Raw genomic sequence first — 22,168 nt, 5'->3', positions numbered from 1 at the left:
CGAAAGGCGACAAAACCAACCATGGGAAACCTCGCGAGCACGCGTCCGCGCGTGCGGCCCTGGAAGGCGAAGGCGGGCGGCATCGTCGCGACCGTGGTCCAGCTGGCCGCGGTGTTCTCGGTGGTCCTGCTGTTCGCCGGCGGCGCGCACGGGCACCTGCTCAACGGCATCGACATGGCGTTCTCCAGCCTCAGCGTGCCGACCAGCGCGAGCCTGGTCATGGTGCTGCTGCTGGTCGTGCTGGGGGCCGCGCTGCGCCGTCGCAAGAAGGCCGCGCTGTACACGCTGGTGCTGTTCCAGGTCGGCGGGCTGCTGCTCACCCTGGCCCTGCAGGCGACACTGCTGTGGTCACCCGAGCTGCTCTCGCTCGGGTCGCGGCAGGTCCGGCACATCCCGGTGCAGCTCTGGGCCCTCACCGCGGCCGACGTGCTGTCGGTCGGGCTGATCGTGTTCCTGCTCGCGCTGCGCCCGGCCTTCCCCGCCCGGCTCGCGCCGAGCGCCTGGCGCGACGGCCTGACCATGCTGTTCGGCGGGTTCGCCGTGGTCATCCTGGTCGGCTGGGGGCTGGCGGAGGCCTTCCCCGGCCACCTCGGCGACACGTGGGAGCGCTTCGCCTGGGTCGTGAACCACGCCACCGGCGAGAACCTGCAGCTGCGCCGGATCGGCGTCGGCGAGGGGCCGGGCTGGCTGGACGCGCTCATCGACCTCACCGCGACGCTCGTCGCCGCCGGGGCCCTCTACATGCTCTTCCGCGGGGTGCGCAGCCGTCGCCTGCGCACGGACGACGAAGAGCTGCGGGTGCGTCAGCTGCTCGCCGAGCACGGCGAGGACGACTCGCTCGGCTACTTCGCGACCCGGCGCGACAAGAGCGTCGTCTTCTCGCCGAACGGCCGCGCGGCCGTGACGTACCGCGTGCTCGGCGGCACCAGCGTGGCGAGCGCCGACCCGGTCGGCGACCCCGAGTCGTGGCCGGACGCCGTCCGCGCGTGGCTCGACGAGACACGCACCTACGGCTGGACGCCGGGGGTGCTCGGCGCCAGCGAAGCCGGCGCGAAGGTCTACACCGACGCCGGCCTGCGCGCCCTGGAGATCGGCGACGAAGCCGTGCTCGACGTCCGCGAGTTCAGCCTCGCCGGGCCCGAGCGGCGGTCCGTGCGCCAGGCCGTCAAGCGCATCGAGCGCGCCGGCTACACCTCCCAGGTCCGCCGGCACGGCGAGATCCCTGACGCGGAGATGACCGAGCTCCTCGCGCGGGCCCAGGCCTGGCGCGGCGCCGAGACCGAACGCGGGTTCTCGATGGCGCTGGGCCGCCTCGGCGACGCGAGTGACGGCCGCAGCGTGATGGTCGAGGCCTACGACGCCCGGGGTGAGCTGCGCGGGCTGCTGTCGTTCGTCCCGTGGGGCCGGCGAGGCCTTTCGCTCGACCTCATGCGCCGCGACCGCGACGCCGAGAACGGCCTCAACGAGTACATGATCGCCGAGGTCGTCGCGGCCGCGCAGCACCTCGGCGCGCAACGGATCTCGCTGAACTTCGCGATGTTCCGCGCGGTCTTTTCCGAAGGCGAGCGGATCGGCGCGGGGCCGGTGCTGCGGGCCTGGCGCGGGGTCCTGAGCCTCGCTTCGCGGTTCTTCCAGCTGGAGTCGCTGTACCGGTCGAACGCCAAGTACGGGCCGGACTGGGAGCCGCGGTTCCTCTGCTACTCCTCGGCCCGGCGGCTGCCGCGGGTCGGCATCGTCGCGGGCGCGCTCGAGGGGTTCGTCCCGACCGGACGGTCGCGGTCGCTGCGGCTGGAGACGGTCGGCGACGAGTTCGTCGCGCGCGTCAAGGAGATCGAGGCCTCTGCGGCCACCCCGGCCGCGCGGGCGGTGCGGCGGCCCGAGCAGGTCCGCGTCCGCATCGCGAAGCTCGCCAAGCTGCGCGAGTCCGGGATCGACCCGTACCCGGTCGGGTTCCGCCGCGACGACCACATCGGCGACGTCGTCGCGAAGTTCGGCGCACTGGCCCCGGACACCGCCACCGGCCACCGTGTCCGCATCGCCGGGCGGGTGCTGGCGATGCGCATCCTCGGCGGGCTGTGCTTCGCCCGCGTCAAGGACTTCAGCGGCGAGATCCAGCTGATGCTGGACGCGGGACAGCTGGACCTCACGGGCTGGCGGACCGGCGTCGACCTCGGTGACCACGTCGGGGTCAGCGGCCAGGTCGTGACGTCGAAGCGCGGCGAGCTCTCGGTGCTCGTCGACGAGTGGACGGTCACCGCGAAGTGCCTGCATCCCTTGCCGGACAAGCGGAAGGGCCTCACCGACCCGGAGACGCGGGTGCGGCAGCGCTACCTCGACCTCGCCGTCAACCCGGACTCGACGGCGATGCTGCGGCTGCGCTCCACCGTCGTCCGCGCGGTGCGCGACCGGCTGCACCACGCCGACTACCTCGAGGTCGAGACGCCGATGCTGCAGACGGTGCACGGCGGCGCCAACGCCCGCCCGTTCGTCACGCACATCAACGCCTACGACATGCGGATGTACCTGCGGATCGCGCCCGAGCTCTACCTCAAGCGGCTGTGCGTCGCCGGCGTAGAGCGGGTCTTCGAGCTCAACCGCAACTTCCGCAACGAAGGCGTCGACGCGACGCACAACCCCGAGTTCACGATGCTCGAGGCGTACCAGGCCTACGCCGACTACGACTCGATGCGCGTCCTGACCCGCGAGCTCATCCAGCACGCGGCCGAAGCGGCGTACGGCGCCCAGGTCGTGCGCCGGCCCGACGCGGCCGGAAAGCTCGTCGAGCACGACATCTCCGGCGACTGGCCGGTCGTCCCGGTCCACGAAGCCGTCTCCGCGGCGCTGGGCGAGCGGATCGACTCGGGCACCTCCGTGGCCGAGCTGCGCCGGCTGTGCGTCGCCGCGGGCGTGCCGGTGGGGGAGGACCCGAGCCACGGCGACCTCGTGCTCAAGGCCCACGAGCACCTCGTCGAGGGCTCGACCGTGCTGCCGACGTTCTACACGGACTACCCGACGGACGTCTCGCCGCTGACCCGCCAGCACCGCACCGACCCGCTGCTGGCCGAGCGGTGGGACCTCATCGCGTTCGGCTCCGAGGTCGGCACCGCCTACACCGAGCTGACCGACCCGATCGAGCAGCGGCGGCGGCTGGAGGCGCAGTCCCTGCGCGCGGCCAGCGGCGACGTCGAGGCGATGGAGCTGGACGAGGACTTCCTGCTGGCCCTGGAGCACGGGATGCCGCCGACCGGCGGCCTCGGCCTGGGCGTCGACCGGCTGCTCATGATGCTCACCGGAGCGTCGATCCGCCAGACGGTCCTGTTCCCCTTCGTCCGTCCGCACGCGTAACGAGTCAGTCGACCCGGTCAGCGTCACACCGCCAGGACGCCTGGGGTCGCTTACTGTGTGCCTCGTGCGCACGGCTCGGATCGCCTCGGCCCTCCTCATGGGACTGGCCGTGCTGGCGTATTCGGGGTGGCTGCTGGAGTTCTTCCTCCCGACGGGCGTCTCGCCGGTGCGTGACCCGGTCGAGGCGCTGCTGACCGGCCCGCCGGTGTTCCGCGTGCTGCTCGCCGTCTCGGGGGTCGCGTTCGTGCTCGCCGGGCCGCCGCTGAACCGGCTCGGCCCGGTCCACTGGACGGCGCGGCTCAGCTCGATCTCGGTGAGCGGGTTCGGCGCCGTCGCGCTGCTGCAGGTCGCCTATCCCGGGCAGAGCGGGCTTTTGTCGTCGCTGGCGACCGTGGTGCTCACGGTCGGCGTGGTCAGCCTGATCCTGTGGTGGCCGCCGGGCTGGCGGGCGCTGGCCGTCGCCGGGCTCGTCGTCGTGCTGCTCACCTGGGCCGCCGTGGTGCTCGCGCGGCAGCTGGACACGGCCGAAGGTGTGGTGACGCGCGTTCAGCAGGTGGTGCGCGCCGCCCTGTACGGCGTGGGCGGGGCGTACGCCTTCATCAAGCCTGCGCCCCGACATGCGCCTCGAGGCGGCTGAGCAGCTCCAGCAGGGTCTTGCGCTCGGCCGGGTCGAGCACGCTGAACGTGTCGTCGGCGTGCCCGTGCTGGATCCGCTCGATCTCCGTCAGCCGTGCGCGGCCGGCGTCGGTGACGGCCAGCAGGCTCGCGCGCCGGTCGGTCGGGTCGGGTTCGCGCCGCAGCAGGCCGTCCCGCTCCAGCGCGTCGACGGCTGAAGTGATCGCGCGGCCGGTCACCCCGAGGCGGCGTTTGACCTCGCCCATTCGTGGCCGGTCGCCGAGCAGGTCGACCATCAGCAGCAGCTGGACCTGGGCCGTCGGCCAGCCGCGCCGGGCGTAGGGCGCGCCCGCGTACCGGCGCAGGACGTGGGTGATGCGCCGCAGCGCGTCGGCCAGCTCCGCGCCGGTGGGGATGTTCTCGGTTGACACACCTCCGACTCTACCCGCAAAGTATATAGACGAAATTGATACTAACTACTTTGCATCTAACTCTGGGGGAACTGTGTCGTTGTGGCGGAACCGGACGTTCGTGCTGCACACCACGGCGGTGACGATCTCGGCCCTGGGCACCGCGGGCGCCCAGGTCGCGGTGGTCTTCGCGGTGCTCGGGATGGGTGGTTCGGCGGTCGACGTCGGGGTGGTCGGCGTCTGCGGGCTCGTGCCGGCGCTGGCGTTCTTCCTGGTCGGCGGGGTGGTCGCCGACCGGTGGCCGCGCAACCGCGTGCTGGTCGGCACGAGCGTGGTGTCGGCAGCGGTCCAGGCCGGGCTCGGGGTGGCGGTCCTGACCGGTCAGGCGCGGCTCGCGCACGTCGCGGTCGCGGCCGCGTTGACCGGCGTCGCGACGGCGTTCGCGAGGCCGGCCGCGCAGGGCCTGCTGTTGCGCGACCTGAGCCGGGAGGAGGGGCCGCGCGCGTTCGCCGCGTTCCGGCTGGCCCTGAACCTGGCCCAGATCGGCGGCGCGTCCCTCGGCGGGCTGGTGGTCGCGGCCACCGGGCCCGGCTGGACGCTGGTGGCGGACGCGCTCACGTTCGTCGTCGCGGTTGTGCTCGGGCTGGCGATCCGGATCGAAGGCACGTTCAGCGCCCGGACCGGGGTGCTGCGCGAGCTGCGCGAGGGCTGGACCGAGTTCCGGTCGCACCGCTGGCTGGCGCCGATGGTCGTCCAGTTCGCGGCGGTCAACGCGCTGGCCGTCGGGGCGTACGAGCTGGTGCTCGGCCCGGTCGTGGCGGCCGACGCGGCCGCGTGGGGGCTGATCATGGCCTGCGACGCGACCGGCATGGTGCTGGGCGGCCTCCTGCTGCTGACCTGGACGCCGTCGCGCCGCTGGGCGGTCGGCGGGGGCGCGCTCACGGCCGCGCCCCTGGTCGCGATGACCTGCGGCGCCCCGGTTTTCCTCGTGTGCCTCGCGGCAGGACTGGCCGGCGTGGGCGTCGAGGTGTTCGGCGTCGGGCTGATGACGCTGCTGCGGCAGCACGTGCGCCACGACCGGTTGTCGCGGGTCTCGGCGTACCAGTCCCTGGCCGGGTTCGGGCTGACCCCGGCGGGCACGGCACTGGCCGGCCCGCTGGCGGCGTGGACGGGCGCCCGCGGGGCGCTCGCGATCGCGGCCGCGCTGCTCTTGGCCGTTTCCGCCGGAAATGTCGGTGGCGGATGGCACGATTCCGGAAACGGACTCGAAGGAGATGGTCTTGATGGCGGGAAACGTGCCCCCGGTGGCCGACGAGCGTGAGGGGCTGCTGCGGTTCCTGGAGCAGCAGCGCTACGTCCTCAAGCTGGCCGCACACGGGCTCACGGACGATCAGGCGAGACGCACGCCGACGAAGAGCGCGCTCTCGGTGGGCGGGCTGGTCAAGCACGTCGCGACGACCGAGGACGGCTGGCTCGACATCATCCTGCAGCTGCCGCAGAAGCCGTTCGGCGAAAGCATGGCGGCGTACGAGGCGGGCTACCGGCTGGGTCCCGAGGAGACGCTGGAGAGCGTGCTCGCGCGCTACGACGAGGTCGCGGCCCGCACCGCTGAGGTCATCGGCCGGATCGACGACCTCGGCCGCCCGGTCCCGGTCCCGAAGGGGGTGCCCTGGTACCCGCAGGACGTCGAGGCGTGGTCGGTGCGCTGGGTGCTGCTGCACCTGATCGAGGAGACCGCGCGCCACGCGGGCCACGCGGACATCATCCGCGAGCACGTCGACGGCGGCACGGCGATCCCCCTGATGGCGGCGGCCGAAGGCTGGCCGGAGACCCCGTGGGTCAAACCCTGGACCCCGGAAACCCAGCCCGCCTGACCACCCGTGTCGTCCATCCAGGCACGCGTGTCGTCCGCCTGGGTACGCGTGTCGTCCGTTCCGGCCCGGCGGTCCGTCCCGCCGGGCCGTGTCGACCCCCCAATCACGCGTGTCGACCCTTCAGTCACGTGTGTCGACCCTTCCCGCACGTCCGAACCGGTCAGAACAGGGTCGGCTCGTCCGCCAGCGCGCCTTCGATCACGAGCATCCGGCGCTTGGTCGCGACCCCGCCGCGGGCCGAGAACCCGCCGTCCTTGCCGCCGGCCGCCATGACCCGGTGGCACGGCACGACGATCGGGAACGGGTTGTTCCCCATGGCCTGCCCGACGGCCTGCGCCGACCCGGGCATACCCAGCCGGTGCGCGATGTCGCCGTAGGTCAGGGTCTTGCCCGGCGGGATGGCCCGCGCGATCTCGTACGCGCGGCGGTTGAACTCCGGCACGCCCGAAAGGTCCAGCCGGATCGACGTCAGGTCGTCCCGCGCGCCGTTCAGCAGCGCGACGATCCCGTCGACGGCCGCCCGGACCGGCGCCGGCGGCGGGCCTTCGACGGCGTCCGGGAACCGTCCGGCCAGCCGGGCGCGCATCCCGGCGGCGCCTCCGTCGGGCAGCGACGTCCCGATCACGACGTCGTCGCGCCACGCCAGCCCGCACGGCCCGATCGCCGTGTCGAACACCGTGAACCCCGTTGTCATGCGATCAGCCTACGACTGAAGAGGGGTGCCGCGGATCCGCTGGATCGCTAGGTTCGGTTTGGGTGGTTTGCCGAGTTCGAGGAGGCCGTCAGGTGCGACGCGTGATGCTGGTGGTGGCGGTGCTGCTCGGCCTCACCACAACCCCCGCGGCAGCGACGGCCGACCCGCTCGTGATGCCGCACGTCGTCGTCGCGCACAACACGTGGTGGGCCGAACTGACCGTCCACCGAGCCGGCGGCACCGTCGTCGCGAGCTACCCGCAGATCGGCGTCGTCGTCGCGTACACGGCGAAGGACGACTTCGCCGCGAAGGTCCGCAAGACCCCGGGCATCGACGCCGTCGGGGCGACGCGCACCGCGAAGATCCCGAAGGAGTTCTTCGCGCCCCGCAAGGACGTCCGCTACACCGGCCCGAACTCGCCGAACTCCGGCCAGGTCCCGCCCGAGGGCACCGCGTGGGACGTCCCGGCACTGCGCCTGCCCGAAGCGCACCAGGTCACCGAAGGCAGCCGGCGCACCGTCGTCGGCGTGCTCGACGTCGGCGTCGACGACACCCACCCGGACCTGAAACCGGCCTTCGACGCGAGGAACTCCGTGTCCTGCCTCGCCGGCTGGGCCGACCGCAGTCCCGGCGCCTGGCGGCCGACGCTCGACGGCCACGGCACGCACGTCGCGGGCACGATCGCCGCGGCCCGCAACGGATCCGGCGTGCTCGGCGTCGCGCCCGGCACCCGCATCGCCGCGGTGAAGCTCGCCGAGCTCGACGACACCGAGACGGCCGAAAGCATGGTCTGCGGCTTCGTCTGGGCCGCCGAACACGGCTTCGCGATCACCAACAACAGCTACCGCTCGATCCCGTGGCGCTACAACTGCGACGACCAGCCGGACCAGGCCGCGGCCAAGCTCGCCGTCGGCCGCGCGGTCGCCTACGCCCAGCGCCGCAACGTCCTCGTCGTCGCGTCCGCCGGCAACGCCGGGATCAACCTCGACACCCGTTCGGTCGACACCGAGAGCCCGGCCGACAGCACCCCGGTCGAACGCCGCATCAACCCGACGTGCACCCGCCTGCCGCACGAGCTGCCCGGGGTCGTCGGCACCGGCGCGCTTGACGAGAAGTCGCTGAAGGCGAGCTTCTCCAACTACTCGGCGACGCGGATCAGCGTCGCGGCGCCCGGCGCGCGTGTCTGGTCGACCTGGCCGAACGGCGAATACCGCTCGGCGAGCGGGACGTCGATGGCCGCGCCGCACGCGAGCGGCGTCGCCGCGCTGATCGCGAGTGAGCACCCGCGCTGGAGCGCCGAGCGGATCAAGCGCGCGCTCTACGAGACGGCGTCGCCGCTCCCGTGCCCCGACACCGTGTGCCAGGCGACGAAGACCGGCACGACCTACTACGGCCACGGAATGGTCGATGCGGCGAACGCGGTCGGCGCGGGATGATGGCGCCGTGCTCGATCACCTCGTCTACGCCGGACCGGACCTCGCCAAGGCCGTCGCCCGCGTCACCGAACTCACCGGAGTCACGCCCGCGCCGGGCGGCAGCCACGTCGGTCTCGGGACCGCCAACCACCTCGCCGACCTCGGCGCGGGGATGTACCTGGAGGTGATCGGCCCGGACCCGGCGCAACCCGAGCCCGAAAACCCGCGCCCCTTCGGCATCGACGACCTCACCGAGCCCGCGCTGGTCGCGTGGGCGGTGCGCACCACCGACCTCGACGCCACCATCCAGCAGGCAAAAGCCCACGGCTTCGACCCGGGTGACGCGCGGGAGATGTCCCGCGAGACCGCCGATGGCGAGCTCCTGCGCTGGCGGCTGACCCCGCCGAGTGCCCCGGGCACGCTCCGCCCGTTCCTCATCGACTGGGGGACCACACCGCACCCGACCACGCGTGGTCTGCCGTCGATCCCGCTGCTGATGGTCACCGGCACCCACCCGGACCCGGAGTCGGTCCAAACGGCGATGGACGCGCTCGGCCTGGAGTTCCTGGTCCGCCGCACCGAAAAGGCGAGCTTGACGGCGGCTCTCCGGTCGAAGGAAGGCCGCCAGGTCGCGTTGAGCTAGGCCTTGCCCTCGCGCCACAGGTTGGTCATCGGGAGCCGCCGGTCACGGCCGAACGCCTTGAACGTGATCTTCGTGCCCGGCGGGTACTGGCGCCGCTTGTACTCGGCCTTGTCGACCATCCGCACCACACGGTCGATGGTCTCCGGCTCGAACCCGGCGGAGACCAGGTCCGCGTACCCGCGGTCGCCCTCGACGTAGTCGTCGAGGATGTCGTCGAGCAGCGCGTAGTCCGGCAGCGAGTCGGAGTCCATCTGGCCCGGCCGCAGCTCGGCCGACGGCGGCTTCGAGATCGAGTTCTCCGGGATCGGCGGCGTCTCACCCCGCTTGACGGCTTCGGCGTTGCGCCACCGCGCGAGCTGCCAGACGTGCGTCTTGAAGACGTCCTTGATCGGGGCGAACGCGCCGACCGCGTCCCCGTAGATCGTGGAGTACCCGACGGCGAGCTCGGTCTTGTTGCCGGTCGCGAGCACGAGGTGACCGTCCAGGTTGGACAGTGCCATGAGGAGCATGCCCCGCGTCCGCGCCTGGATGTTCTCCTCGGCGAGCCCCGTCAGCGACAGCTGCTCGACGTACACCCGGACCATGTCCTCGACCGGCTCGACGCGGTAGTGCGCCCCGATCCGGCGCGCGAGGTCCTCGGCGTCGTCCTTCGAGTGCCCCGAGGAGTACTTCGACGGCATCGAGACGCCGTAGACGTTGTCGCCGCCCAGCGCGTCCGCCGCCAGCGACGCGCAGACCGCCGAGTCGATGCCGCCGGAGAAGCCGAACGTCACCGACGAGAAGCCGTTCTTGTGCACGTAGTCCCGCAGCCCGACGACCAGCGCCGACCACACCTCGGCCTCGTCCGCCAGCGGCTCGCTGATCACTGGCTCGGCCGTCGGCTCGTACGCCGGCAGCGGCTCTTCGCCGAGCACGCGCCGCGTGACCTGCAAGCCCTCGTACGAACCGTCGCCCGCGTACGCGCTCTTCGGGAGGTCCATGTCCAGCACCAGCAGGTGCTCGACGAACTGCGGCGCCCGCGCCAGCAGCGTCCCGTCCGCGCCGACGACGAGCGAGTCACCGTCGAACACGAGGTCGTCCTGGCCGCCGACCTGGTTGGTGTAGACCAGCGGCGCGCCCGCTTCGGCGGCGCGGCGCGCGATGAGCGGCAGCCGCTGCTCGTCCTTCGAGCGCTCGTACGGCGACGCGTTCGGGGCCACGACGAGGTCGACCCCGGCGTGCCCGAGCGCGGTGATCGGGCCGCCCTCCTGCCAGATGTCCTCGCAGACGACCATGCCGATGTCGAGCCCGTGCAGCCGGACGACGTCGAGCGTGGTGCCCGGCTTGAACCAGCGGTGCTCGTCGAAGACGCCGTAGTTGGGCAGGTGGTGCTTGAACTGCCGCGCGACGACCTCGCCGCGGTAGAGCGCCGCGGCCGCGTCGCGCGAGCCGGTCTCGTCGAGGTCGAGGTAGCCGATGTAGGTCAGCACGTCCCCACAGCCGGCCTCGTCGAGGCGGCGCGCCAGCGACTCGACACCCTGCCGGGACGCGGCGGCGAAGGTCTTGCGCAGCGAGAGGTCCTCGACGGGGTAGCCGGTCAGGGACATCTCGGGGAAGACGACGACGTGGGCGCCGGCTTCGGCGGCCCGGCGCGTCCAGGCGACGTGCAGGTCGGCGTTGCCGTCGAGGTCACCGACGGTGGGGTTGACCTGGGCGAGCGCGATGCGCAGTTGCGGCATGCCGCCATTCTGTCCCACGGCCACCCGGGCAGCCGAGCGAATGTGGGCGAAATGCCACGCCCGGTTCCGGCCGCCCGGGTACCTTGCGCCTGACCGGACGATGACGTACCCACCGCAGCCGCCAGGACCGCCCTGCCCGGACCAACCGCAACCGCCGAAGAAGAGCAACGGCCTGCTGATCGGCCTGCTCGCCGGCGGCGGAGGCCTGCTGCTGGTGGTGATCGTCCTCTTCACCGGCTTCGTCGCGCCCGGCTTCTTCCTCTCCGGTGACAAGCCGGCCGCCCGCGGTGGCGCACCGCTCGACCTGAACTCCGGCAGCGTCGCCGCGGGGAAGTTCCTCCTCGCCGTCATGGGTGACGACCTGGCGGCCGCCGAAGCCGCCGCGTGCGCGGTCGGCCGGACCCAGGTGGCCGAGGCCGCGCGGAAGCTCGGCGCGAACAACGCGCAGCGGCGAGCTCTCGGTCAAGCGGGAGACCGACGGGAACTACGGCGTCTCCAGGATCACCGCACCGTCCTGAAACGCGAACCGGGGGCCTCCGCGAACGGAGACCCCCGGTGCAAAACCCCGAGCTACTTGCGCTTGATCATGCTCCGGACCTTCTTGATGGTCTGCTCGAAGTCGGAGTCGAACGGGTTGTCGTGCACCAGGTAGGTCCACGTCGTGTTCGCCCGCCGGACGCCGGCCTCGCCGAGGTCGATGCCCTCGTCGGTCAGCTCGGCCTCTTCGAGGGTCTTCGCCGCGCGCGAGTCCGCCTCGGCGATGATCTTGTGGAACTCCGGGATCGCCGCGCGGTGGAACTCGTCGAGCGGCGTCTCCCGTGCCAGCGCGCGCAGGTGGATGCTCTCGCGGACGTCGGTCAGGTACGCCAGGTGGTCGGACCAGAGCTGGTCGACGTGGAACAGCAGCACCTCGCGGCACATCTGCTCCAGCTTCTCCTGGTCGTCGAGCTTTTCCTTCAGCTCGCCGAACTTCTCCGGGTGCGCCTTCTCGAGCTGCTCCGCCGCGTACCCGGTGCGAAGCACCTTGTCGCGGTGGGTCAGCAGGTCACGCCGCTGCCGCTCGATCAGCCGCGTGTAGCGCCAGGTGTTGCGGTGGATCTCCAGGTCGACACCCTCGGCGACGCGCTGGGCGTGGTTGAGCTGCCGCAACGCCGCGTTGTCGACGATCTCGCCGGTCTCTTCGTCGTCGGTGATGCCCTCGGGCACGTCCGGCGCGTTCGACAGCACGAGCTCGTCGTTCAGGCTCGCGAAGAAGATCGCGCTGCCCGGGTCGCCCTGGCGGCCGGACCGCCCGCGGAGCTGCCCGTCCAGGCGGCTCGACGGGTACCGCGCGGTGCCGATGACGTGCAGGCCGCCCAGCTCGACGACCTCGTCGCGGGTCGCGCCGTCGGTGCCGCCCAGCCGGATGTCCGTACCGCGGCCCGCCATCTGCGTGGACACGGTGACCGCGCCCTTCTTGCCGGCCTCGGCGATGATCGCGGCCTCTTGGGCGTCGTTGCGCGCGTTGAGCACGACGCACTCGAGGTCGACCTTCGCCAGCTTCTCGGCCAGCTCTTCGGACTCGGCGACGTCCTGCGTGCCGACGAGGATCGGCCGTCCGGTCTCGTGGACCGTGCGGATCTCCTCTTCGATCGCCCGCAGCTTCTGCGACGGCGACGCGAAGACGCGGTCTTCGAGGTCTTCGCGGACGTTCGGGGTGTTCGGCGGGATGACCGCGACCTCGAGCTCGTAGAACTCGCGCAGCTGCTCGGCGACGGCGACCGCGGTACCGGTCATGCCGGCCACCTCGGGGTAGCGCGCGAGCAGCGCCTGGACGGTGATCGAGTCCAGGATCTCGCCGCGGTCGGTCGCGGTGACCTGCTCCTTCGCCTCGACGGCCGCCTGCAGGCCGTCCGGCCAGCGCTGCAGCTCGGCGACACGGCCGCGAGCCGCGTTGATGAGCTGCACCTTGCCGTCGCGGACCAGGTAGTCGACGTCGCGGGTGAGCAGCGCGTGCGCGTGCAGCGCGACGTTCACCGCGGGGAGCCGGTCGGACGCCGTCTCGCCGTAGAGGTCGTCGACCTCCAGGCCGAGCGACTTCGCGACGACGGAGGCGCCGGCGTCGGTCAGCCAGGCGTTGCGGCCCTCGCTGTCGGTTTCGTAGTGCAGGTTGAGCCGCAGCCGCCGGACGACCTTCGCGACCTCTTCGTCGGCGTCGGTGTGGTCGATCGAACCGGCCATCACGAGGGGGACGCGGGCTTCGTCGACCAGCACCGAGTCCGCCTCGTCGACGATCGCGACCTCGGGGTCCGGCTGGACGAGGTCGTCGACCGCCGTCACGAGCCGGTCGCGCAGGACGTCGAAGCCGATCTCGGCGACGGCGCCGTACGTGACGTCGTTGGCGTAGGCGACCTTGCGCTCTTCGCGCGAGTGCGCCGGCTCGACCCAGCCGACCGACACGCCGAGGAGGGCGTAGACCGGGCCCATCCACTCCGCGTCGCGCCGGGCCAGGTAGTCGTTGACGGTGACGACGTGAACGCGCTTTCCGCGGATCGCGTACCCGGCCGCCGCCAGGGCGCCCGCGAGCGTCTTGCCCTCACCGGTCTCCATCTGCACGACGTGCTTGGTCAGCAGGCCCATCGTGCCCAGCACCTGCACGTCGAACGCGCGTTCGCCGAGTGCGCGCCGCGCGGCCTCGCGGCCCAGCGCGCACACCTCGATCAGCTGGTTGTCGCCGAAGGCGGTGTCCTTCAGCGTCTCGCGGAGCTTGCCCGCCCGCTCGGTCAGCTCCTCGTCGGAGAGCTTCTCGAGCTCGGGTTCGAGCTTCTCGACTGCGGGCAGCAGTGCTTCGTAGCGGGTCAGCTCGACGCTGCCCGGCCGCTGGATGATCCGGCGGAGCCGCTTGCCCACCCGGCTGATCAGTGCTGCCACCCCTGGTCTCCCGTTCTCTCTCGCTCGACCGGCCTGCCCCACCCAACGTGGCGGTGGTGCGTTCGAGTTCCGCGGCCGGATGGGACGATCCAACCGTGTTCCCTCATCCCAGCGCCAGGTCCGGTAGTCGCCCGATCACCGCAATTGCGACATCCGTGCTGCTAGCGGCCTCGCTGACCGCGTGCACGTCCACCGGCGACACCACGCCGCCCGCGCCGACGACCGAATCGCACCAGCCGTCCGGGCCGGTGCCCGCCGGGCTGGAACGGTTCTACGGCCAGAGCCTGACCTGGGCCGAGTGCGCACCTTACGCGACGTCGGAAGACGCGCGGTCGGCGTTCCAGGCGAAAGACCTCCAGTGCGCCCGGCTGACCGTGCCGCTGGACTACACCAAGCCGGCCGGCGACACCGTCACGCTGGGCCTGCTCCGGCACAAGGCGTCGGACGAGGGTTCCCGGATCGGGTCGCTGGTCGTCAACCCGGGCGGCCCGGGCGCGTCGGGCATGGTCGCGGCCGCCGGGCTGGTCAAGCCGGCCACGAGCGCCGGCCTGGCCAAGCGCTTCGACCTCGTCGGGTTCGACCCGCGGGGGATCGGCGCGAGCCAGCCGGCCATCCGCTGCCTGACCGACTCCGAGCGGGACGCCGACCGCGCCGACGACAGCGAGACCGACGGCTCGCCCCAGGGTGTCCTCAAGCAGGAAGCGCAGGAGAAGGACTTCGCCGCGAAGTGCGCTCAGCGCACCGACGACGGCACCGGCATGCTGGCCAACCTCGGCACCCGGGACGTCGCGAAGGACCTGGACGTCCTGCGCTCGGTCCTCGGCGACGAGAAGCTGACCTACCTCGGGTACTCCTACGGCACCCGGATCGGCTCGACCTACGCCGAGGCGTTCCCGAAGAACGTGCGCGCGATGATCCTCGACGGCGCGGTCGACCCGGAGCAGGACGCGGTCGAGTCGCTCGTCGCGCAGGGCCAGGGTTTCGGGACGGCGTTCACGCAGTTCGCCAAGTGGTGTGCCGGTCAGCAGGACTGCGCGCTCGGCCAGGACGCCGGCGCCGCGGTCAAGGCGTTCCAGGAGCTCGTCCGGCCGCTGATCGACTTCCCGGTCCCGGTCGGCGACGGCCGCAAGCTCTCCTACGAGGACGCGACCACCGGTGTCATCCAGGCGCTCTACCAGCAGAGTCTCTGGGAGCCGCTGAACTCGGGCCTCAACGAGCTGAAGCAGCAGCGCGGCGCGACGCTGGAGAAGCTCGCCGACATCTACAACGAGCGTGACTCCACCGGCAAGTACGGCACCACCCAGGACGCCTTCACCGCGATCCGCTGCGTCGACGACCCGCGCGTGACCGACCCGGCCGTCATCCTCAAGGCGCAGGAGGAGTACGTGAAGGTGGCGCCGTTCCTCGACGACGGCCGCCCGGCTTCGGCGGCGCGCGACGCGTGCGCGTTCTGGCCGGTGCCGAACACCTCGCAGCCGCACGTGCCGAACGTCGAAGGCCTGGCGAAGACGCTGGTCATCTCGACGACCAACGACCCGGCGACGCCGTACCAGGCCGGCGTCAACCTCGCGAAGGGCTTGAAGGGCGCGCTGCTCACCTTCGAAGGCACGCAGCACACGGTGTTCCTGCAGGGCGTGAAGTGCGTGGACCAGGCGGGCACGGACTACCTCGTCGACGGCACGGTGCCGCCGGAGGGGACGCGGTGCGCCGGGCAGTAGGCGTCGCCGCGCTGGCGGTGCTGCTGGCGGCGTGCACGGGTGCTCCGGCGCCCGTGCCGTCGCCGCGCCCTCCCGACCTCGCGAAGTTCACCTCGCAGAAGCTCGTGTGGAGTCCCTGCGGCGAGGCTTTGGACTGCGCGCGCCTGACCGTTCCGCTGGACTACGCGGTGCCGGACGGCAAGACGGTCACGGTCGGGCTCCGGCGGCACAAGGCCACGAAGCAGCGCATCGGCTCGCTGGTCGTCAACCCGGGTGGACCGGGCGGCTGGGGGACGGCGACGGCCGCGTCACTCGCGAAGTCGCCTGCGGCCGCGCCTCTGCTGGACCGCTTTGACCTGGTCGGCTTCGACCCTCGCGGCGTCGGCACGAGCGAGCCGCGGATCACCTGCCGCACCGGCGCCGAGCAGGACGCGGACCGCGCGTCCGACGTCGAAAGCGATATGTCGCCCGAAGGGGTGAAAAAGCAGCTCGCCGAGACGACCGCGTACGGCGCGAAGTGCGTCGAAGCGACGAAGCACGGCAAGGAGTTCCTCGCGAACGTCGGCACTCGAGACGTCGTACGCGACCTCGACGTCCTTCGCGCCGCGCTCGGTGACAAGAAGCTGACCTACCTCGGCTATTCGTACGGGACGCAGATCGGCGCGGCGTACGCCGAGGCGTATCCGCACAACGTCCGCGCGCTGCTGCTCGACGGCGCGATCGACCCGGCCCAGGGCCTGGTGGATTCGCTGGTCACGCAGGCCGCGGGCTTCCAGGACGCGCTGAACGAGTTCACCAAGTGGTGCTCGTGCCCGCTGACCGGCGGCACCGAGGGGCTCCAGCGGCTGGCGCGCCCGCTGATCACGAAGCCCCTCCCGGCCGGGACGCGGAAGCTGTCGTTCGAGGACGCGATCACGGGCACGTTCGCGGGGCTCTACTCACGCGGCGACTGGCCCGCCCTGAAGGCCGCGCTCGAGCAGGTGGCCCAGGGCAACGGCCGCACGCTGCTCGCTTTCGCCGACGACTACTACCAGCGGGACCGCGACGGCCAGTACAGCGGCGCGATCGACGCGTACTTCGCCGTCCGCTGCGTCGACCACACCCGCGTCACCGACCGGGCCGCGATCGACCGCGCGCACGAGAAGATGCTGGCCGGCGCGCCTTTCCTGGCCGGCGGCACGCCCGACACGAGCGAGCTGGACATCTGCTCGACCTGGCCGGTCCCGCCGACGTCGGCCGAGCACGTCGCGCGGGTCGAGGGGCTGCCGAAGACCCTGGTCGTCTCGACGACGCACGACCCGGCGACGCCGTACCGGCAGGGCGTCGACCTCGCGAAGGACCTCGGCAGTGCCCTGCTCACTTACGAGGGTGTCCAGCACACGGTCTTCCTCGACGGCAACCCGTGCGTCGACCGCGCGGGCATCGCGTACCTGATCGACGGGACCGTCGCCGACACCCGCTGCTAACCGAGGTCGGCGGTCTCGTTCTGCCTGGTCAGGGACAGTTCGAACATCACCGGGCTGAGGTGGTCGCCGGCCGGCGGGACCTGCACCCACAGCCGGGCGAACCGCCGTGGCCCCTCGGCCGAGACCCACACCTTGACGATGACGTCGTCGTGGATCTGCGGCAGCACGCCGTGCGCGACGGCTGCGGGCACCCGGCCGCCGACCCGCAGCGCGGCGGCGCCGTCGACGTTCTCCCGGCCCTCGGTCTTCGTGTCGGTGACGCCGTCGAGCAGGCGTTTCAGCCCGGCGGCCGGGCCGAGGAACTTCCCGACGTCGTACATCGCCGGGATCCGGCCGCGCGCGATGTCAGGGTCCGTGGTGACTTCGCCGTCCCGGACGGTGAAGCGGAACTTGGTGTGCCCGTCGCCTTCCTGGACGTCGGCCGTGCCGGTCGCGGCCCCGCCGGCGTCCAGGGTCGCGTCGCCTTCGATCTGCCGGAGCGGGAAGCCCGGCAGCACGCCGTTGACCCCGGCCGCGAAGTGCACGCTCCGCACCGAAGCGAACGACGTCGCCGCGTCGCGGACCAGCTCGGCGCCCGCCGGGAACGGCCCGCGCGTGTCCGGCGATCCGGTGCAGCCGGCCGTCAGCAGGAGCACGAGCAGGAGGGCGAAGCGCGACATCCCCCGAGCCTAGTCGTGGCCTGATCCTTGCGGACGATGTCCTTCAGGCCACTTTCCCCTTCACGCGCGCGCGGCGAAACTGCCTCTTGTGACTGTTGAGACCCGCCCTGCCCCGAAGCTGCACCGCGCCTGGCTGATCGCCGGCGCCGCGTTCGTCGCGCTGCTCGCCTCCGCCGGCTTCCGGTCCGCCCCCGGCGTCCTCATCGACCCGCTGCACCAGGAGTTCGGCTGGTCGACGGCCACGATCAGCTCGGCCGTCTCGGTCAACCTCGTGCTCTACGGCCTCTTCGCGCCCTTCGCGGCCGCGTTGATGGAGCGCTTCGGCATCCGCCGTGTCTCGGCGACGGCGTTGTTCGTCATCGCCCTCGGCGCGGCCGGCACGGTGTTCATGACCGCGAGCTGGCAGCTGGTGCTGTGCTGGGGAGTGCTGATCGGCGCGGGCACCGGCTCGATGGCGATGAGCTTCGCCGCGACCGTGGCGGCCCGGTGGTTCGTCCGCAGCCGCGGGGTGGTCACCGGCGTGCTGACCGCGGCGGGCGCCACCGGCCAGCTGATCTTCCTGCCGTTGATCGCGAACCTCGCGGTCGGTTCCGGCTGGCGGACGGCGTCGCTGGTGATCGCGATCGCCGCGCTCGCGGTCGTCCCGGTGGTCCTGCTGGTGATCCGCGACCACCCCGCCGACGTCGGCACGACGGCCTACGGCGCACCCGCCGACACGGTGGTCGAGCGCCCGGCGTCGAAGACCGGCTCGGCCCGGCGCGCGCTCTCGGTGCTGGGTCAGGCGGCTCGCACCCGAACGTTCTGGCTGCTCGCGATCTGCGGCGCGACGACGAACGGCCTGGTCGGCACCCACTTCGTCCCGGCCGCGCACGACCACGGCATGCCCCAGACGACGGCGGCGGGCCTGCTCGCCCTGGTCGGCGTCTTCGACGTGGTCGGCACGATCTTCTCCGGCTGGCTCACCGACCGCGTCGACCCGCGGATCCTGCTCGGGGTGTACTACGCCCTGCGCGGCCTCTCGCTGGCGCTGCTGCCGCAGCTGTTCACGAACTCGGTGCAGCCGAGCATGTGGGCGTTCATCCTCTTCTACGGCCTCGACTGGGTGGCCACGGTCCCGCCGACGGTCGCCCTCTGCGTCCGGGCATTCGGCGACGCGGGCCCGATCGTGTTCGGCTGGGTCTTCGCCTGCCACCAGCTGGGCGCGGCGTTCGCGGCATCGGCCGCGGGCCTGGTCCGCGACCAGCTGGGGAACTACAACCTGGCCTGGTATTCGGCGGCGGTCCTGGCGGTGCTCGCATCGGTGGCGTCGCTGGCGATCAAGCGCGCGAAGAAGCCTGTTTCGGTGCTCACGGCGTGACTTGGTCACCCTCGGCGCGTCGTGAAACATCCCGTTAACACGCTGTCGTTAGGGTGCGGCCATGGATCGCCAGCAGGAATTCGTGCTCCGCACGCTCGAGGAGCGCGACATCCGTTTTGTTCGTCTCTGGTTCACCGATGTGCTGGGGTTCCTCAAGTCCGTCGCGGTCGCCCCGGCCGAGCTCGAAGGCGCTTTCACCGAGGGAATCGGCTTCGACGGCTCGGCCATCGAAGGGTTCGCGCGGGTCTACGAATCCGACATGGTGGCCAAACCGGACCCGGCCACGTTCCAGGTCCTGCCCTGGGAGACCCCCGACGGCAGCCCGTACTCGGCCCGCATGTTCTGCGACATCGCGATGCCGGACGGCTCGCCGTCGTGGGCGGACCCGCGGCACGTCCTGCGACGCCAGCTGTCGAAGGCGGGCGAAGCGGGTTTCACCTGCTACGTGCACCCGGAGATCGAGTTCTTCCTCCTCGCGACCCTGCCCGAAGACGGCAGCGAGCCGGAGCCCGCGGACAACGGCGGTTACTTCGACCAGGCCAGCCACGCCACGGCGACGCACTTCCGCCGGCACGCGATCGAGACGCTCGAGGCGATGGGCATCTCGGTCGAGTTCAGCCACCACGAGGGCGCGCCGGGCCAGCAGGAGATCGACCTCCGCTACGCCGACGCGCTGACGATGGCCGACAACGTGATGACGTTCCGCTACGTCGTCAAGGAGGTCGCGCTGACCCAAGGCGTGCGCGCGACGTTCATGCCGAAGCCGTTCACGAACCAGCCCGGCTCCGGGATGCACACCCACATCAGCCTCTTCGAGGGTGACCGCAACGCCTTCTACGACGCCGAGGACCCGCACGAGCTGTCCGAAACCGGCAAGGCGTTCGTCGCCGGCCTGCTGCACCACGCCAAGGAGATCTCCGCGGTCACCAACCAGTGGGTGAACTCCTACAAGCGCCTGATCAGCGGAAGCGAGGCGCCGACGACGGTTTCGTGGGGCCGCGCGAACCGGTCCGCGCTCGTCCGCGTCCCGATGTATTCACCCGGAAAGGCGTCATCCCGACGGGTGGAGATCCGTACGCTGGACTCGGCGTGCAACCCGTATCTCGCGTACTCGGTCATCCTCGCCGCCGGGCTCAAGGGGATCGAGAAGGGCTACGAGCTGCCGCCACCCGCCGAGGACAACATCTGGCAGCTGAGCGACTCCGAGCGGCGCGCCGCCGGGTACGCGCAGCTGCCGCAGAACCTGGGAGAGGCGCTGGCCGAGATGGAGAAGTCGGAGCTCCTGCCGGAGGCGCTCGGCGAGCACGTCTACGACTTCTTCCTCCGGAACAAGCGGGTGGAATGGGACAACTACCGCAGCGCGGTCACCCCGTACGAGCTCCGCACCCTGTTGCCGGTGCTCTGATGAGGCGGCGGCCGGTGTTCCTCGCGACCCTGGCCGCCGCACTCGTGCTCGTCCCGACGGCGCCCGTCGCGTCCGCGTCGTCGAAGTTCGACCTCGACGCGGCCGACATCCCTTCGCTGCAGGCGCGGATGGCGTCCGGCCGGCTCACCGCGGTGGGCCTGACCAGCACTTATCTCGACCGGATCCACCGCATCGACGGCAAGGTCAACGCGGTCCTGGCGCTGAACCCCGCGGCCCTGAGCCAGGCCGCCGCGAGTGATGCCCGACGTCGGACGCACCACCTGCGCGGCCCGCTCGACGGCATCCCGGTGCTGGTCAAGGACAACGTCGACACGCGCGACCAGTGGACAACCGCGGGATCGCGGGCCCTCCGCAGCTACCCGGCGAAAGACGCCACGTTGATCACCCGGTTGCGTGACGCCGGCGCGGTGATCCTCGGCAAGGCGAACCTCTCGGAGTGGGCGAACTTCCGCGCGGCGAAGCCGACGTCCGGCTGGTCGGGCGTCGGAGGCCAGACGAACAACCCGTACGTGCTGGACCGCAACCCGTGCGGGTCGTCCGCCGGGTCCGCGGCCGGCGTCGCCGCTTCGCTGGCCCAGATCGCGATCGGCTCCGAGACCGACGGCTCGATCGTCTGCCCCGCGGGGATGACCGCCACGGTCGGGCACAAACCGAGCCTCGGCCTGGTCAGCCGCACCGGCGTGGTGCCGATTTCGGCCGAGCAGGACACCGCGGGCCCGATCGCCCGCAATGTCGTCGACGTCGCGCTGACGCTGTCGGTCCTGCAGGGGAGGGACCCCTCCGACCCGGCGACCCTGCAGTACCCGCGCACCCAGCCGACGGACTACGCGAAGCTGCTCCGGCCGGGCGTCCTGCGCGGCGCGCGGATCGGGCTGTGGCGGCTGCCGGTGCTCGGCCCGTCGACCGACGCCGTCATGACGTCGGCGCGGAACGCCCTGGTCAAAGCTGGTGCGACGGTGGTCGAGGTGACTCCGCCATACCAGGCGCGGCTCGGTGAGCTGGAGTTCCCGGCGCTGCTCACGGAGTTCCACCGCGACATCGACGCCTACCTCGCGACGCGTCCTCGCGGCCCGCGGAACTTGGCCGAGCTCATCGCCTACAACCGCGCCGACCCGCTGGAGCGGACGTGCTTCGCCGGCCAGGAGCTGTTCGAGCAGGCACTGGCCGCGCCGCCGCCGACCGACCCGGGATACCTCGCCGGCCGCGCGGAGCTGTCGGACCTGGCCCGCCGGTCCCTCGACGAGACGCTGGCGAAGTACCGCCTCGACGCGATCGTGTCGCCGACGAACCCGCCGGCGTGGAAGACCGACTGCGCGGTGGGGGACAACGACGTGATCCCGTCGTCGACCCCGGCCGCGGTCGCGGGGTATCCGGACGTCACCGTGCCCGCGGGGTTCGCCGGACCGCTCCCGGTGGGCATTTCGTTCATGGGCGCCCGGTGGTCGGACGCCCGGATGCTGGCGCTCGCCGCGGACTTCTCGAGGGTGGTTCCGGCGCGGGTCCCGCCGAGGTACTTGGCGACGGTGCCGGCCGCGGGTCGATGAACACGCTCTGACCTGCGGTATTGGCGTTAAGTGACCCCCCTGTTCGGGACCGGTTTCAGGGCATGTAATCTTCTCTTCGTCGCCAGGAACACCGGGTCGCCCCGGGGCCGCAAGCCCCGAAGATCCGGCCGGGCCGAGCGGGTTGACACCGCGGATCGGACCGGGTAATGTTCAGCGTCGGCCCACGAGCGGCCGCCGAATCCCTACGACTAACACCGTAGGCTGAGGCATGCTCGACCAAAAGCTTTGAATATCGCTTGGAACAACTGCCGAGGATATAACCGCCGATAAGGCGGTGAGTCCAGAGTGTGTTGCTTGAGAACTCAACAGTGTGCTAGTGAACTAAGCCAGTAGAGCTTATGTATTGAACCTCGTATGAGGTTCCTTTGAGAGCA

Annotated in this window: 17 protein-coding genes; 12 read left to right on the top strand and 5 right to left on the bottom strand. The window is 71.6% G+C overall.

All coding sequences use genetic code 11. The features are described 5' to 3' along the window. Positions 1 to 21: 21 nt before the first annotated feature. Together lysX and ACZ63J_RS09340 are read left to right on the top strand one after the other, a co-directional pair. A complete protein-coding gene (gene lysX / locus ACZ63J_RS09345) occupies positions 22 to 3,345 on the top strand; it encodes a bifunctional lysylphosphatidylglycerol synthetase/lysine--tRNA ligase LysX (RefSeq protein WP_465403727.1) in 3,324 nt (1,107 codons plus the stop codon). A 64-nt stretch (positions 3,346 to 3,409) separates the two neighbouring features. Continuing rightward, positions 3,410 to 3,982: a hypothetical protein gene (locus tag ACZ63J_RS09340; RefSeq protein ID WP_465403725.1), complete on the top strand. Its 573-nt coding sequence runs from the start codon at positions 3,410 to 3,412 to the stop codon at positions 3,980 to 3,982. Here ACZ63J_RS09340 and ACZ63J_RS09335 read toward each other — a convergent pair. Further along, positions 3,945 to 4,391, bottom strand: coding sequence for a MarR family winged helix-turn-helix transcriptional regulator (locus tag ACZ63J_RS09335; protein WP_465302828.1), 447 nt, complete (start codon positions 4,389 to 4,391; stop codon positions 3,945 to 3,947). The two genes, ACZ63J_RS09340 and ACZ63J_RS09335, sit on opposite strands and share 38 nt — an antisense overlap. Positions 4,392 to 4,464: 73 nt before the next feature. On the opposite strand from ACZ63J_RS09335, the gene ACZ63J_RS09330 reads away from it, so the two are divergent. Together ACZ63J_RS09330 and ACZ63J_RS09325 are read left to right on the top strand one after the other, a co-directional pair. Then, positions 4,465 to 5,691 (top strand): MFS transporter, encoded by a 1,227-nt coding sequence (locus ACZ63J_RS09330; protein ID WP_465403723.1) that lies wholly within the window; start codon positions 4,465 to 4,467, stop codon positions 5,689 to 5,691. Beyond that, complete coding sequence (locus ACZ63J_RS09325; RefSeq protein ID WP_465403721.1) at positions 5,654 to 6,244, top strand: DinB family protein; 591 nt, start codon at positions 5,654 to 5,656, stop codon at positions 6,242 to 6,244. Before ACZ63J_RS09330 ends, ACZ63J_RS09325 begins: the two co-directional genes overlap by 38 nt. A gap of 160 nt (positions 6,245 to 6,404) precedes the next feature. On the opposite strand, the gene ACZ63J_RS09320 is transcribed toward ACZ63J_RS09325, so the two are convergent. Beyond that, a complete protein-coding gene (locus tag ACZ63J_RS09320) occupies positions 6,405 to 6,938 on the bottom strand; it encodes a methylated-DNA--[protein]-cysteine S-methyltransferase (protein WP_465403719.1) in 534 nt (177 codons plus the stop codon). A gap of 92 nt (positions 6,939 to 7,030) precedes the next feature. On the opposite strand from ACZ63J_RS09320, the gene ACZ63J_RS09315 reads away from it, so the two are divergent. Next, on the top strand, positions 7,031 to 8,374 hold the full coding sequence (locus ACZ63J_RS09315) for a S8 family peptidase (RefSeq protein ID WP_465403717.1): 1,344 nt from the start codon (positions 7,031 to 7,033) through the stop codon (positions 8,372 to 8,374). Between the two features lie 7 nt (positions 8,375 to 8,381). Beyond that, positions 8,382 to 8,996: a VOC family protein gene (locus tag ACZ63J_RS09310; RefSeq protein ID WP_465403715.1), complete on the top strand. Its 615-nt coding sequence runs from the start codon at positions 8,382 to 8,384 to the stop codon at positions 8,994 to 8,996. Here ACZ63J_RS09310 and ACZ63J_RS09305 read toward each other — a convergent pair. Next, the gene (locus ACZ63J_RS09305) at positions 8,993 to 10,714 is read right to left on the bottom strand and encodes an NAD+ synthase (protein ID WP_465403713.1); all 1,722 of its coding nucleotides are present in this window, start codon (positions 10,712 to 10,714) and stop codon (positions 8,993 to 8,995) included. The genes ACZ63J_RS09310 and ACZ63J_RS09305 overlap by 4 nt on opposite strands. A 100-nt stretch (positions 10,715 to 10,814) precedes the next feature. On the opposite strand from ACZ63J_RS09305, the gene ACZ63J_RS09300 reads away from it, so the two are divergent. Then, positions 10,815 to 11,366 carry a hypothetical protein gene (locus ACZ63J_RS09300; RefSeq protein WP_465403711.1) on the top strand — a complete coding sequence of 184 codons (552 nt, stop codon included), beginning with the start codon at positions 10,815 to 10,817 and terminating at the stop codon, positions 11,364 to 11,366. Here the strand turns inward: ACZ63J_RS09300 and secA2 are convergent. Continuing rightward, positions 11,285 to 13,624: an accessory Sec system translocase SecA2 gene (gene secA2 / locus ACZ63J_RS09295; protein WP_465302814.1), complete on the bottom strand. Its 2,340-nt coding sequence runs from the start codon at positions 13,622 to 13,624 to the stop codon at positions 11,285 to 11,287. The genes ACZ63J_RS09300 and secA2 overlap by 82 nt on opposite strands. A gap of 155 nt (positions 13,625 to 13,779) precedes the next feature. Here secA2 and ACZ63J_RS09290 point away from each other — a divergent pair, with 155 nt between their 5' ends. Together ACZ63J_RS09290 and ACZ63J_RS09285 are read left to right on the top strand one after the other, a co-directional pair. Next, positions 13,780 to 15,342, top strand: a complete 1,563-nt coding sequence (locus ACZ63J_RS09290) for an alpha/beta hydrolase (protein ID WP_465403709.1) — start codon at positions 13,780 to 13,782, stop codon at positions 15,340 to 15,342. Further along, positions 15,327 to 16,787: an alpha/beta hydrolase gene (locus ACZ63J_RS09285; RefSeq protein ID WP_465403707.1), complete on the top strand. Its 1,461-nt coding sequence runs from the start codon at positions 15,327 to 15,329 to the stop codon at positions 16,785 to 16,787. Before ACZ63J_RS09290 ends, ACZ63J_RS09285 begins: the two co-directional genes overlap by 16 nt. Here the strand turns inward: ACZ63J_RS09285 and ACZ63J_RS09280 are convergent. Then, positions 16,784 to 17,446 (bottom strand): LppX_LprAFG lipoprotein, encoded by a 663-nt coding sequence (locus ACZ63J_RS09280; protein WP_465335527.1) that lies wholly within the window; start codon positions 17,444 to 17,446, stop codon positions 16,784 to 16,786. The two genes, ACZ63J_RS09285 and ACZ63J_RS09280, sit on opposite strands and share 4 nt — an antisense overlap. Before the next feature lie 88 nt (positions 17,447 to 17,534). Between ACZ63J_RS09280 and ACZ63J_RS09275 the strand changes: the two genes are divergently transcribed. From ACZ63J_RS09275 to ACZ63J_RS09265, 3 genes are all read left to right on the top strand, one after another. Continuing rightward, entirely contained in the window at positions 17,535 to 18,803 is a 1,269-nt protein-coding gene (locus tag ACZ63J_RS09275; RefSeq protein WP_465403705.1) for an MFS transporter, read from the top strand. Between the two features lie 61 nt (positions 18,804 to 18,864). Then, positions 18,865 to 20,208 (top strand): type I glutamate--ammonia ligase, encoded by a 1,344-nt coding sequence (glnA, locus tag ACZ63J_RS09270; RefSeq protein WP_465335526.1) that lies wholly within the window; start codon positions 18,865 to 18,867, stop codon positions 20,206 to 20,208. Next, a complete protein-coding gene (locus tag ACZ63J_RS09265; protein WP_465403703.1) occupies positions 20,208 to 21,773 on the top strand; it encodes an amidase in 1,566 nt (521 codons plus the stop codon). The genes glnA and ACZ63J_RS09265 overlap by 1 nt, the downstream gene beginning before the upstream one ends. Positions 21,774 to 22,168: the final 395 nt, after the last annotated feature.

Source organism: Amycolatopsis sp. NPDC104863 (assembly GCF_055582965.1).
Note: the sequence above shows the minus strand (reverse complement) of the source record. Positions and strands in the feature narration are given on the sequence as shown.

Bases quoted from the DNA above. Each gene is read 5' to 3' on its own strand.
- lysX (WP_465403727.1), top strand. From the start codon at position 22: ATGGGAAACCTCGCGAGCACGCGTCCGCGCGTGCGGCCCTGGAAGGCG.
- ACZ63J_RS09325 (WP_465403721.1), top strand. From the start codon at position 5,654: ATGGCGGGAAACGTGCCCCCGGTGGCCGACGAGCGTGAGGGGCTGCTG.
- ACZ63J_RS09320 (WP_465403719.1), bottom strand. From the start codon at position 6,938: ATGACAACGGGGTTCACGGTGTTCGACACGGCGATCGGGCCGTGCGGG.
- ACZ63J_RS09305 (WP_465403713.1), bottom strand. From the start codon at position 10,714: ATGCCGCAACTGCGCATCGCGCTCGCCCAGGTCAACCCCACCGTCGGT.
- ACZ63J_RS09300 (WP_465403711.1), top strand. From the start codon at position 10,815: ATGACGTACCCACCGCAGCCGCCAGGACCGCCCTGCCCGGACCAACCG.
- ACZ63J_RS09280 (WP_465335527.1), bottom strand. From the start codon at position 17,446: ATGTCGCGCTTCGCCCTCCTGCTCGTGCTCCTGCTGACGGCCGGCTGC.
- glnA (WP_465335526.1), top strand. From the start codon at position 18,865: ATGGATCGCCAGCAGGAATTCGTGCTCCGCACGCTCGAGGAGCGCGAC.
- ACZ63J_RS09265 (WP_465403703.1), top strand. From the start codon at position 20,208: ATGAGGCGGCGGCCGGTGTTCCTCGCGACCCTGGCCGCCGCACTCGTG.